At 33.7% G+C, this 14,018-nt stretch carries 9 protein-coding genes; 8 read left to right on the top strand and 1 reads right to left on the bottom strand.

Annotation, left to right across the window (positions count from 1 at the left end; all coding sequences use genetic code 11):
* Positions 1 to 681: 681 nt before the first annotated feature.
* The 8 genes from CHB66_RS16450 (at position 682) to CHB66_RS16415 (ending at position 13,419) form a co-directional block, all read left to right on the top strand.
* Entirely contained in the window at positions 682 to 891 is a 210-nt protein-coding gene (locus CHB66_RS16450) for a helix-turn-helix domain-containing protein (RefSeq protein ID WP_089242508.1), read from the top strand.
* Complete coding sequence (locus tag CHB66_RS16445) at positions 884 to 1,315, top strand: hypothetical protein (RefSeq protein WP_089242507.1); 432 nt, start codon at positions 884 to 886, stop codon at positions 1,313 to 1,315. The genes CHB66_RS16450 and CHB66_RS16445 overlap by 8 nt, the downstream gene beginning before the upstream one ends.
* Positions 1,312 to 4,971, top strand: a complete 3,660-nt coding sequence (locus CHB66_RS16440) for a DUF6079 family protein (RefSeq protein ID WP_089242506.1) — start codon at positions 1,312 to 1,314, stop codon at positions 4,969 to 4,971. Before CHB66_RS16445 ends, CHB66_RS16440 begins: the two co-directional genes overlap by 4 nt.
* A gap of 6 nt (positions 4,972 to 4,977) precedes the next feature.
* Positions 4,978 to 7,596 carry a DNA methyltransferase gene (locus tag CHB66_RS16435; RefSeq protein ID WP_089242505.1) on the top strand — a complete coding sequence of 873 codons (2,619 nt, stop codon included), beginning with the start codon at positions 4,978 to 4,980 and terminating at the stop codon, positions 7,594 to 7,596.
* Positions 7,597 to 7,607: 11 nt separating this feature from the next.
* Positions 7,608 to 8,501: a hypothetical protein gene (locus CHB66_RS16430; protein ID WP_089242504.1), complete on the top strand. Its 894-nt coding sequence runs from the start codon at positions 7,608 to 7,610 to the stop codon at positions 8,499 to 8,501.
* 68 nt (positions 8,502 to 8,569) lie between these two features.
* A complete protein-coding gene (locus CHB66_RS16425) occupies positions 8,570 to 11,359 on the top strand; it encodes a DEAD/DEAH box helicase (RefSeq protein WP_212668473.1) in 2,790 nt (929 codons plus the stop codon).
* Positions 11,352 to 12,812: a PglZ domain-containing protein gene (locus CHB66_RS16420; protein WP_089242502.1), complete on the top strand. Its 1,461-nt coding sequence runs from the start codon at positions 11,352 to 11,354 to the stop codon at positions 12,810 to 12,812. Before CHB66_RS16425 ends, CHB66_RS16420 begins: the two co-directional genes overlap by 8 nt.
* Positions 12,802 to 13,419 (top strand): hypothetical protein, encoded by a 618-nt coding sequence (locus CHB66_RS16415; RefSeq protein ID WP_089242501.1) that lies wholly within the window; start codon positions 12,802 to 12,804, stop codon positions 13,417 to 13,419. Before CHB66_RS16420 ends, CHB66_RS16415 begins: the two co-directional genes overlap by 11 nt.
* Positions 13,420 to 13,609: 190 nt before the next feature.
* Here the strand turns inward: CHB66_RS16415 and CHB66_RS16410 are convergent, their stop codons facing one another.
* A complete protein-coding gene (locus CHB66_RS16410; protein WP_089242500.1) occupies positions 13,610 to 13,849 on the bottom strand; it encodes a hypothetical protein in 240 nt (79 codons plus the stop codon).
* Between the last annotated feature and the right edge of the window lie 169 nt (positions 13,850 to 14,018).

The raw sequence follows: 14,018 nt of genomic DNA, 5'->3' as shown, positions 1-14,018 counted from the left end.
AGGCGTTTCAAATGTAGAGTTCTTCCTATTTAGACTAGCTAATATCTATGGCTAAATTTTGAACCTCCCCAGATTTTAAGACTGATCCGTTTTATTGGGTGTAGAGGGGGTTTTTGATGGGTATAAAAACAAAAAAGAGGTCGTTTCTGACCTCTTTTTCTCACTAGCTCCCCCTATTGACAGAAGCTGCAGCTGATAAATGATAATTTTGACTTGAAATTCATGGGGAATTTACTTCACCCTCTCAGGTACCTCCTACTTCTTGACAAATTTTTAGGAAGTTAAAGACATGTCACCATTCGTAAATTGACGATTTGTTGCTATCAATTATTTACATTACCATCTCAGGTACCACCAACTTCTTAACAATTTAAAGGAAGTTCTGAATCTCACCTTTCGTCAATTTACGATTTGTCGCGATCAATAATTTTCTTCATCCTCTCAGGATGCCAGTCAAGGATATTACAGGAAACCTACAGGTGTAAAAAAACGATTAAAAGTCTGTCTCAGGTCATAATAAGGACTTTCAACAATTAAACTTATAATGTCTCTAAGATCTATTTTTTGAATTGGATTGCGTTGAACAAATCATTAACAACCTACTTGGTTAAAAGATAGTATCTCAATATATAAGATATCTCAAAAATTTCCGCTATTTTTCCAGTGTAACATTTCCTGATCATGAACAGAATCAAAGAAGTTCTCGAAGAAAAGAAGCTCACTCAGACATGGTTGTCTGAAAAGCTGGGGAAGAGTTACAATATGGTGAATGCCTATGTTCAAAATCGTCAACAACCTAGATTGGAGGTTCTTTACGCAATAGCGGAACTTTTGGAAGTTGATGTTTCAGATCTTTTAATAAGTAAGAATAAATCAAAATCGAATGAATGATTTTTTGTCCGAAAATGTGCTCAATTATATCAATTCGCATGCAAGAAATCGAATAATCTTTCATCAAGATGATATCTCAATTCTTGATTATGTGGACGTTGGACGCTCACTTTCTGAAGCAATCTATAATTTGAAGGATACATCCAAACTCTCGATGAGGGCTTTATCTGAATTAGACAGAATATTTGAGCATGGGATCAAAACCAGTGATGTACTGGGTAGGTACCTAGCGATTTTTAATCTTGGAATCCTATTCGAACCAGAACTAAAAATCGATTTCCTGAGACTGATTGATAAATATTCCCTAAACCAAGTCCTACTGATTAAGTGGGATGGTGAAATGGAATCCAATATGCTATTCTTTTTAACTAAAGAGAATGGTGTCAAAATTAATGTACAGAACTTAAGTCATATTCATATATGAAATACAAAGAACTCTTAAACTTTGAACCAATCACTGAGGTGGTCAAGTTCAGCCGAACAAATGAAGAAGATTACCAAAAATCTTTGGTGAAAACTTTTGTCTTCTCGGACACTTTTAAAAACACACTAATTCCTTTGATGATTAGGAATTTAGACATGAATTATTCTGGAGAGGCTTTTGGTTTACAGGTAGTCGGTAATTATGGTACAGGTAAATCCCACCTGATGTCATTAATTTCTTTGTTGGCAGAAAATGAAGGATTGATTAACCTTGTCAATGATGAAAAACCTAAGAATGACTTAAAAACTATTGCTGGTAAATTTAAGGTTCTACGTTTTGAATTGGGTAATACAGAAAGTCTTTGGGAGGTAATCACCTATCAGATGGAAGAATATCTAAAGGGGTTAGGTATCAATTTCTCGTTTGATGGACATGGTCCAAAACCATACTTTGATAAGCTTCTTTTAATGATGTCGGAGTTTGAGGAAAAGTTTCCTGATAAAGGGTTCCTTATTGTTATTGATGAAATGCTGGCATATCTAAAAGGGAGAAGTTCTGCTGATAAACTCAATCAGGATTTGGCAGTTCTTCAAGCTTTAGGTCAGGCATGTGATAGATCAAAGTTCAAATTTATATTCGGTGTGCAGGAGATGATATATCATTCTTCTGAATTCCAATTTGCTGCCGATATGCTTCAAAAAGTGAATGATCGATATAAGGACATCATGATCACGAAAGAAGACGTGGCATTTATCGTAAAAAACCGATTACTCAGGAAGGACGAACATCAAAAACAAAAAATCAGAAGGCATCTTGATCCTTTTTTGAATCTATTCACGGACATGCATGCCCGTACTCAGGATTATATTGAATTATATCCTGTTCATCCAACTTATTTTGAAAACTTTGAAAAGATTAGAATCGGTAAAAGTCAGAGAGAGATCCTTAAGACCTTATCCAATCAATTTTCCGATATATTGGAACAGGATGTACCACTTGATAATCCGGGGTTACTCACTTATGACCGATACTGGGAAGACATTCAAAAGAGTCAGGATTTGATGGCTATTCCTGATATCAGGAAAGTTAAAGAGATTACAGATACTATCGGTGATAAGATCGAATCCTATTTCACAGGAGGAAGATCTTCAAAGAAACCCGTGGCGAAGCGGATAGTAAACGCCTGTGCTATTAAAATTCTCCAACATGAACTTCAGAAACAAAACGGAACAAATGCCGAATACTTGGTAGACGATCTCTGCCTGACTGATAAATTGGCATTAGACCGTGAATTTTTGATTGATATCATCGATACTGCTGCTAATCAAATCATATCTGCTACTTCAGGTCAATATTTTGATAAAGATGTAGAAAACGGTCAATATCACCTTCGAATTGAAGGTGGTATAAACTTTGATCAAAAAATCCGGGATTATGCTGGCACCATGGATGATTCTCAAAAGGATTTATACTTTTTTAAATTCTTAGAATTAAGTCTTCTTCTTTCAACTGAAACATACCGTACTGGTTTTAAGATTTGGCAACATAGCATTGATTGGAGATCACACAAGACATATCGTGATGGATATATTTTCTTTGGTAATCCCAATCAAAAATCCACAACTCATCCAAGACAGCATTTCTACCTATATTTCATGCCTATTTTTGAAGAAGGTAAGAAAACACGTAATCATGAAGAGGATGAAGTGTATTTTATTTTTGATAATCTGTCTCAAGAGTTTAGAGACGCAGTCACGTTATACGGAGCTGCCATTGCCTTAGAAGTTCGGGCAGATACTTCACAAAAAGCAATCTATCGTCAGAAAATAGATGAACTGAATAAAAAGGCGAGAGCCTTATTTGATCAAGAATATGTTCAAATTACTCAAGTAGATTACCAAGGTGAGGAATTACCTCTCAATGGTTTTCCTTTGCCGGGTGCTGGTTCATCCAAGGAACAAATATTCTCCTCTGTGGCCTCAATTTTATTGGAGAATTGGTTCAATGATGAACGACCAAATTATCCAAAATTCACTCAATTGAATGCTCCATTAGCAAAGGATAATTTTGACCGCTTAATCAAGCAGGCTCTTGTAAAAATCACTAATCCAGAACAGGCCAATAGAGATGGAGAAGGTATTCTTCAAGGTCTTGGATGTTGGGTGCCGGGAATGCTAGATTATAGTCATTCACCTTATGCAAAGAGTCTTTTGAAAATGTTAAAAGACAAGGGGGAGGGAAAAGTACTCAACCGAGATGAAATCATTGAATATGTAGATCGAAGTGAAGATTTGTGGTTGACCAAAGATTTCAAGATTGAGGCTGAATTGGAGTTTGTTGTAATGGCTACGTTGGCGGCTTTGGGTGAAATTGAAATTACCCTTAGCTCGGGAAAATCTATCAATTCAACCAATCTTCAGGACCTCAAAGATATTCAAAAACAGGACTTTTTCTCATTCACTCATATCAAACCTCCTAAAGGTCTGAATTTAGCAGTTCTTAAAACCATGTTTATTGGTTTGTTAGGAAGAGATTTGAGTAATCATCTCAAAGATCCTTCAACCTACACACATTTGGTCAGTGCTTCAAATGATTGGGCAAGACGTACTGTTACTTTACTGAACAAAATTCAGAGTGGTTATACATTTAAAGGAATCGAGATTATAACTGAAGATCAGGCATCTGAATATCGCCGTCATTTTACAGCCTTTTCAGGTTTTTGTGATAAGATTTCCACGTATACGTCTGAGGCAAAAATCAAGAACTTTACCTTTACAGCTGATGATCTCAATAGGCTGCTCCCCTACAAAGCTGAAGTCGAACAATTAGAAAAAAGACTCAATGACCTACAATCTCTTCAAGAGGATATTTACTATCTCCAACAATGTAAACAGTATATTACTTCTTCAGAATTCAAGGATGAAATTACAAGTATTCTAAACCAACTTCCTGAAGTCGTTGAATCAAATGACACGAATCAGCTTACTTTCTACCAACAAACACTAAAACAGCTCAAAGAAAGGTATGCAGAATGGTACTTGGATTTGTATTTGAAACATCGGATTAGTCAAAAAGATGATACCTTAAAACAATCTCTTTTGGATTCGGAAGAAAAGGCTATTTGTGATGTGTTAAAAGAAGCAGATTTCCTCTCTTCAGGCCAGTATCTTATATGGCTTCAAAAAACACATAAACTTCTTCCTGCGGATAGTAGTGTCAATAAAAATCTCATATTAACTACTCCTTTCCATGATTTCAACCCTTTAGATTTTATAGGTGCAGATAGTTTCAATATTAGCCAACTGAAGAAAGACCTGAAAGACTTATTGGATCATTGGGACTACACATTAAAAGAAACACTAGAAGATCCAGTAGTTAAAAGGAATATGAACCTATTGGATGAAAAGACTCAAAAATTACTTGGAGATTTCAAAACAGGTTCAGTCTTACTTTCAAAAGATAATGCCATAATCATTAGAAATGCGATTATGGATTTGCATAAAGGATTGGAGAAGGTAGAAATGAATGTGGATGAAATGAAATCTACCTTTAACAAACCACTTACCCCAGACGAGGCAATTGAGGCATTTAGGACGTATATTGACCAAGTCTCCAAAGGAAAAGAGCGTGATAAAATTAGAATTGTTTTAAAGTAGAAGGATATGATATCGAATACAGATAAAGGTAATAAAGTAGTTGTTCTAGGTAAAGAGTTCAATTCAGAGGAGGAAAGAAGGTCCTATTTTCGAGAAGAACTTCGAAAAAAACTTCCCGAACTAAAACAAATGGAAGGTTTTCCAATTGGAGAAGATGAAGACATCATCAACCTCAGTGACCCACCCTTTTATACGGCATGTCCAAATCCATGGCTGAATGATTTTATCGCTGAATGGGAAGAGGAGAAAAAAGAAGTTGAGAAAAAGGGTTTACGGAAAACAGATTTTGAAGTATCAGAACCCTATACCGCAGATGTAAGTGAAGGTAAAAATAACCCAATTTATAATGCCCATAGCTATCACACAAAAGTACCTCATCCCGCAATAATGAGATATATCCTTCATTATACCCAACCTGGTGATATTGTTTTTGATGGCTTTGCAGGAACTGGAATGACAGGTGTAGCTGCAAGTATGTGTGGAAATCCCAGTGATGATTTAAAATATAAAATAGAAAGAGAAACATCTAAAGTTGTTTGGGGTAAAAGGAATGCTATTTGTAGTGATTTGAGTCCTATAGCTTCAGTTATATGCTCTAATTATAATATTGAAAATAACACTAGTTTTTTTCTTGATAAATCTATTTCTATTGTAGAGGATTTAGAAGAAAAATATGGGTGGATTTACAAAGTTGAATCTTTTGAGGGTCTTCCTGAAGGGGTTATAAATTATTTAGTTTGGAGTGATGTAATGGTATGTAATAACTGCCTTAATGAAATCATCTTTTTTAATGAAGCCGTTGATAAAAAAAATAAAAAAGTAAAATCAAGTTTTAGTTGTTCTAATTGTCATTTGGATCTTTCCAAAAAAAATATTTCACAAAATTTCGAAACAGTATTTGATAACTTATCAAATGAGCTGAAACAAGTAACTAAGCAAGTTCCTGTTTTTGTTAATTATTCATCTGGAAAAAAAAGATTTGAACGATTAGTTCAAAAAAGCGACCTAGATTTGATTGATAATTTACAAAACTTAAAACCTAAATATTTTTTTCCAAAATCAATTCTGATAGATGGGTTTAATACTAGTCAACCAAAAAAATCTCATGGTATCAAGCATTTACATGATTTTTATACAAGAAGAAATTTGTTCATTCTTTCAGAATTTTGGGAAAGGTTTAAAAACGACAGGAACTTAGTTCTACTTTTTACTTCAATTTCAAGTTCATTGTCATCACGATTAGTCCGGTATAATCTTGGAAACAGGGGTAATGGCATGTTAAATGGGACCCTTTATATTTCATCATTAAATGCAGAAACTAATGTATTTAAATTACTTAAGGGGAAATTAAGGGATATATCTCATGCATTGTCATTAATTAACTCTACTCAAGCTACTTCAATAAATAGTGCTACGGATTTAAATATAAGTAGTGAAAGTATTGACTACATATTTACAGATCCGCCTTTTGGTGGTAATATTATGTATTCAGAGTTGAATACGTTGTGGGAGTCATGGCTTAAAGTAAAGACTAACTCCTTGAAAGAAGCTATCGAAAACAAATTTCAAAAAAAATCAATTCTTGATTATCAAGAATTGATGTCTAAATGTTTTAAAGAATACTTCCGAATCTTGAAAAAAGGGAAATGGATGACTGTAGAGTTTAGTAATACAAGTGCTGCTGTATGGAATGGAATTCAAATATCAATTCAAAATGCGGGATTCGTTGTTGCAAACATCTCCTCAATTGACAAAAAACAGGGAAGTTTTAAGGCCGTTACAACAGTAACAGCAGTAAAACAAGATTTGGTAATTTCTTGCTACAAGCCGTCATCAAAATTTGACCAAAGATTCAATCAAAATAAACATATTGATGTAGGCGTTTGGGATTTTGTTTCAGAACATTTAGATCATTTACCTGTCCATATTACATCTGGTAATTCGACCACTGCGATCATTGAGCGAAGCCCTAAAATCCTTTTTGATCGTTTGATCGCCTTCTATGTACAAAGAGGTTTACCAGTCCCAATTGATGCCAGTAAGTTTCAGCTAGGTCTTCGGGAGCGTTTTATTGAAAGAGATGGGATGTTTTTTACCAATGAGCAAGTTCAGGAGTATGACCGTAAAAAATCTGAAGTCCCTAATTTTATTCAAATGAGCATCTTCGTGGGCAATGAACAGGATGCGATTTACTGGCTTAGGAATCTTCTTGAAAAAAATCCAAAAACGGAACAAGATCTTCATCCTCTTTGGATGAAAGAAGTGGCTGGTAACATGAGAAAGGGTGATAGTCTTCCTGAGATGAGAACAATCCTTGAAGAAAACTTTTTGAAAAACGACAAAGGGCAATGGTACCTTCCTGATCCAGAGAATGAGGCCGATTTGGAGCAGCTTCGTACAAAAAGATTGCTCAAACAGTTTGAGAACTACAAGTCTGAAGCCTACAAACCAAAAGGCAAAATCAAAGAGGCAAGGGTTGAATCCCTTCGAGCTGGATTCAAACAGTGTTATCAAGACAAGGACTTTAAGACCATTGTTCAAGTAGGAGATCGTATTCCTAATAACCTATTGATGGAAGATGAGGTGCTCTTACAGTTTTATGATATTGCAAGTTCGAGGGTTTAATTTGACTGAAAATGGCTGAATTTGATATCCCTGCAATAGCTTTGAGTTATGTGAAAATTTCTTTTCAATGTAATAATACTAATTGTTACGGTATTATTAAGTCAGATTTGTTACAGGTTCCTTTGCCAAATTCAGAAGGAGAAAATCATTCTGAGAGTCTTAAAGAAGAAGATTATGTATTGGAATGTCCAGTCTGTTCAAAGAAATATGGAGTCTTTATTGGATGTGGATTTGGAGGAGCCTATGTAAATCTCCCAGATATAGATGAGGATGAGACGAAGGTGGATATCTTGACTTTTGATGATATTAATGAATTTGATTCTGACCAAATTGATGCGTTTTTGACCAATCCTGATTCATTAGGAAAATTCATGGTTGAGATCGGTAAGTTACGTTTCTTAATAAACTTAGATTTTCCAAATGAAGAGATTTATCAGATTATATATAAACTTACATTTTCAGGAGCAATTACTTGTTTAGAAGAGTATTTAGCAGATTTATTAATAAATAAGGTATTAAGAGATGATGATGTTTTTTGGAAATATTTTGATGCATTACCTGATTCAAAAAATACAATACACAATTCAATTAAAGTAAAAAAATCAAGAAAAGGAGTAGAAGAACTTGTTAAGAAAAAATTATTGAATACACTTTATCACAGAATTGTTGATGTAGATAAAATTTATTCTACAGTATTTGATATAAGTTTTCCAGCCTACGGAGATGTCTGTAAAATTATTCAAGATAGGCATGATATGGTTCATAGAAATGGTAAAACCAAAGATGGCGTTATCCTGCTTCTTCATAAAGGGTATGTCAATAGGACAATTGACACAATAGCTAGGTTTGTGGAAGATTTAGATAATAGAATTAATGGAAATAGAAATCCTGATTTACCTTTTTAAAACAAAGGAAAATGGGGCTATATTTTTGAAACAAAACTAAATCACATATTTTATAACAAGAAAATGCTTTGAATTTAGAATCATCGATGAACTATAAAGGGAATGCTATTGAAATATTAGGAAAAAAAGAAGTCTTTGGTCAAAAGGTAGTTTGGATTAGAATTCTTGAAACCAATGAGTTTAAGCAGGTATTTGAAGATGACTTAGAATCAGACTCCGATGGCCTGGATTTAAATCACATTAGATTTGTTTCTATTGCTGCCAAGATAAAAGACGAAATCTCAAAAAAAATCATTTTAGCTCCTTATGAAAGTAGTTTAATTCCACTTCCTCATCAAATTTTGGTTCTTGAAAAAGTAATGCAATCACACCAAAATCGATTTTTATTAGCGGATGAGGTAGGTATGGGAAAGACCATTGAAGCTGGTCTAATATTGAAAGAATTAAAACTTCGTGGTGAAGTAAATCGAATCTTAGTCATTGTACCTAAATCTGCCATGATGCAATGGCAATCCGAGTTAAAAGAACACTTTAATGAGGTTTTTCACATTTATGACTCCGAGTTGATCAATTCTCTGTCTCGTACTTTTTCTAATATCAATGCTGATCAGGAGTTTAATTTTTGGGAGCAACATAACCAAATTATAGTTTCTACAGATTCTTTGAAGCCAATCGCTAATAGACAAGGTTGGGCCAAAGAAAAAGTAGAGGAGTACAATAAATTCCGTATGGAGGCCGTCTTGAAAGCCAATTTTGATTTGATTATCATTGACGAGGTTCATAAAATGGGAGGAGCTAATCCAAATGTTTCAAGGTATATTTTGGCTCAAGCATTATGTGATACAGTTCCTAATGTGATGCTTCTATCTGCTACCCCTCATAGAGGCAAATCAGACCATTTTAGAAGGATACTACAATTATTGGATCCTGATGCCTTTGCAGGAGATGGTCTTCCTGAAATTAAGGAAATTGAACCTTATGTCATTAGAACAGAAAAACGTCTTGCAGTTGATTACGAAGGAAATAAACTTTTTAATGAAAGAGAAACGGTCCGGTTTGATGTGACTCTTGATCCAAGGAAACATGCTTTACAAAAGGAACTCTACGATGAGGTGACAGAGTATGTTAGAAAGGGATTCAATTCAGCAAAAAAAACAGGAAATTCAGCCAAAGGGCTGATTATGATACTTTTTCAACGATTGGTAAGTAGTTCTACAGCAGCAATATTATCGGCAATGGAAGGCCGATTGTTAAGACTTCAATCCGGTGAGGAGGATGGTTTAGATAATTACCAATTAGACATGGATATGATCATGGAAGAGCAGGATACTGGTTTTAACTTTGATTCCATCTATAATTCAATTTCCATAGCAATTTTGAATGATGAAGAGTCGTACTTAAGGGAATTAATCAACAAAGCCACCGCATGTATTCAAAGAGAAAGAGATGCTAAAGCGGATGCGTTTATTGAAAAATACAGAACTCTTCAACAGGAATATGGTGATCCTGACTTGAAAGTGCTAGTTTTTACCGAATTCAGAACGACCCAAATGATGCTGAAGAAAATCCTTGAAATGGAGGGTTTTCGTATTTCTACGATAAATGGTAGTCAAGATATTGATACTCGGAAAATAAACCTGACTAAATTTAAAAATGAATGCCAAATTTTGATTGCCACGGATGCCGCTGGGGAATCATTGAACATGCAGTTTAGTCACATAGTATTCAATTACGATCTTCCTTGGAATCCTATGATGATAGAGCAAAGGATTGGTAGGGTTGATAGAATTGGTCAAAAGAAAAAAGTTAAAGCATTTAATATGCTTACGGATAATTCAGTGGATAGAAGAGTCTATGAGGTTATTCAAGAAAAATTAACGTTTATTATTGAACAGCTTGGTATTGATAAGACTTCTGATGTATTAGACTCTACCATTGAACAAAATAAAATCAATAATCTGTACCTCCAAAGCCTGTTAGATCCATCCAAGTTTGATTTTGCAGGGGAAAAATGGTTGAACGAAATAAAAAATAAATTAAGGTCATATAAAAGTACAGAGGGTATTTTACCTCAGGTATCTGAAGATGAAATCGAACCTAAAAAAGCATCAGATATTAAATATAGTCCGTTGCCACACTGGTTAGAGTCATTGATAGAAATGTATGTTTTTATTCATAAAGGATCAATTTCAAAAAATCTTTTAGGATATACAGAGATTCAGGTTAACCGAGAAAAGAAAAAAGTGACGTTTGATCCAGAAGTGGCACTTAACCAACCAGATGTAGAACATCTCACTTTACAGAACAGTTGGATAAGAAGTTTACTAAATGGCGTGGGAGAAATTGATAATGCATCTTCCATTACTACTTACATATCTGAGTCTGGAGAAGAAATACTGGGTTTTTGGAGTCTTTGGGAAATTAGTGCGCTTAATAAACTAGAAAGTAAGACCAGTTATCAGTGTTTTTTTCTTGCCGACAATGGAAAACAATATACAGCTTATGCTAATGATATTTGGACTAGGTTAATCAAAGGTGATCTAAAACTTCTTCCTGTTACAACAAATGAATCAATAAAGGCATCTTCCAATCTTGAAAAACTTCAAGATGTTTTGTCTTCTTCATTCCAAAATCTAAAAGTAGAGTTGGAATCAAAAATGAATATCAAAAAGACGAATAAAGTAAATTCATATAATTACCAGAGGTCGAGAATTGAGAAAATTGGTATTGAAAATATCCGTCAATCTAAATTGCGAAGATTGGAAAATGAACAAAAGGAATGGGAACATGAATTTTATTCCAATCAAAAAGTACTTCCGGGTCTTAAACAACTGATAACATTTAGAATCAATGGCTAAAACGTTGATACAACATATTGCTGGAGATTTCAAAAACAAAGGTCCAAGAGTTTTTCTCGTTGAGAATAATGATAGGTTTTTATTTCGTAATGACGTAAATCTCGAATTAAAAAAGCATGGGATAGCAGTAAATTACGGGACAAAGATTGAACAAAGGATTCAATTTGAAACTAGAGAAAAAGAAGAAATCCTGTTCTTATTGTCCACCAATAACTCAGATTATTTGGAGGATATAAAGACCAACTCTTTTTCAATAGAATTTAATATATCAAATTATTTAGGAGGTTTTCATATACCAACCTTAGTTCAAGTAGAATTAGATGTATTAGATCAATTATTTAGTCAAGAACAATTGATTGGTTTAAACAAACATGAAACCGTTAAATTCATTAAGAATATTCAGGTTGAAGATACTAAGAAGAAGGTTACGTTATTTGATATAAAAGAGTTCACTTCAAACTTGGAGAATCTTTTGAATGAAAATAAAATCAACTGGTATGTGGTTTCAAAGTTGATTTCAGAAGGATTGTTAAAGACAATTGGAACTCCAGAGTTTGATGGTTTATACAAACTAGTCAATTTGGCAAACCAGTACTTCCAAAAAGAATTAGATCTCAATTTTCAACAGACTAAGAACTCTAGTGCCATCAAAAAACCAAGGATTGTATCCAAAATTTTAGACTACTTAGCATTTAATTATACAGATCAAAAAGTAGCTTTAATTGTAATTGACGGGCTGGCCTTTTGGCAATATGAACTCCTCAATCAACGTTTACCAGTCAATAAAGACGAAGGACTTATTTATTCTTGGATTCCTTCCATAACTCAATTGTCAAGACAAGCGATTTTTAGAGGAGGAAATCCTCAGACTGGTTATAGACAAGGTCCGATAAATGAAGATAAATTGTGGTTCAATTTTTGGAAATCCAAAGGTTTGAAAAAACATGAGGTTGTTTATCAACATGAAAAAGTAGACTTTTCAAATCTTAATTCAGTTTCTAAACTTGCTTTAGTGTTTAAAGACCTTGATGATAAGATGCATGGTTCCACAGATTATATAGATTTGCTTACACTGACGAAAAATTGGGTTGAAAGAAGTCGAATCGATCAAATCGTTAAAGAACTAATCGAAAAAGGATTCAATGTATTCTTAACCACAGATCATGGAAACCTTCAATCAAAAGGTTGGAGGGGATTAAATGGAAGAGAGAAGTTAGGTGCTAATGTATCAGGAAGCAGAAGTGAAAGACATATAGAATATTCTGAAAAATTTCTGCAAGAGGAGTTTCTTGGTAATAATCCTGATATTATTGATTCTGTAGTTATTGAAGAACAGGCAATTTATTTTAAGAATGACCTGAGTTTCTCGAATAAAGATGTCTTGGTCACTCATGGAGGAGCCCACTTATTAGAAGTTTTAATCCCGTTTGTACAAATCAACCATGCAGTATAAGTCGATCGATATCAATCAAAGAATCCCTTTAGATGTTCTTTACGTGGCATTGGATTCTTTTCTAAATGATTCTTACAATGAGGCATACATCTTAGAACAGTTAAAACTTGAATTTAAGGGGGAAAATAGGATCAAAAAGTCACTTAGAATAGTTAATAAGGTGATTTTAAAAAGTCCATTAATAGAGTTTATTGAAAACCATAAGGCTGAAATCAAACAGGCTATCAAAAAAAAACAGGATCGCAATTATATTCTAATTGCCTTATTGAACAGTAGTTTTTCATTTGCATTTGATACACTACAGTTACTTGGAAAGTTTTTATCAGTACAGGATTTGGTCAATGGAGAAACCATCAAAAAATCTTTATCAAGTATTTATGGAGGGAACAGAGCCACAGAGATTGCTATGTATAGTGTGATACCCATGTTTATTGAAGCTGGTCTGATCATTCGTCCAAAACAGGGACTGTATCAAAAAAATGAGGAAGTAATTGTAAATTCTGAGGTAGTTTATAAGATTTTTTCAGAGTCATTTAAATCCATTAAATCCATATCCGTTATCCAAGAATATCAATTGCGTGATCCCTATTTTTTGTTTTTGAATTAAGGATTTAATCTTTATTACTTAAAATTCTTTATACTTCTGTAGATTAACCAGGTACCAAGGAAAATAAGTATGAACGCATAAAATATTGTCAGTAAACCCATGTTTGAAATATTATTGTGTTTCTAAAATATGAAAATTTTATCAAAGATTACATTTGGAGCGAAAGGGGAACAACGATAATATTCATGTTTCAACTACCTTGTTTTTGAATATTACGTTGAATATTAATCAAAAAATGATAAAGTTGCCTAGGTTGAAGAACCAACATGATTTCTTCTTCATCATCTTTATTGGTTCCTATAAATGACAGCAACTTTTGTGCAACCTCATTCTCCTTTTCAGTTATTCCTTCAACCTCTTTAAAGAAGTCATTACTGAAAATATAGAGTGTATCTTTTTCAGTCCTTATTTTATCATTTAGTTTTTTCATGGTTCTGCACAATGTTGATTAGGTTGAGTTTATGTGTTTTCACAGGTACATTTTTATCCCGAATGAACTTTGAAAGTTTCTGTAATTGATTTTCGGTAATGATGATCTTTTTCATATCTATAAATATTTTAAAAGTTGATTTTTTGAAAAAATTGGCAGAAATTTTTAT

Source organism: Belliella buryatensis, from assembly GCF_900188245.1.
In the GTDB taxonomy this organism is placed as follows: Bacteria; Bacteroidota; Bacteroidia; order Cytophagales; family Cyclobacteriaceae; genus Belliella; species Belliella buryatensis.
This window is presented reverse-complemented; position numbering and strand designations above follow the sequence as displayed.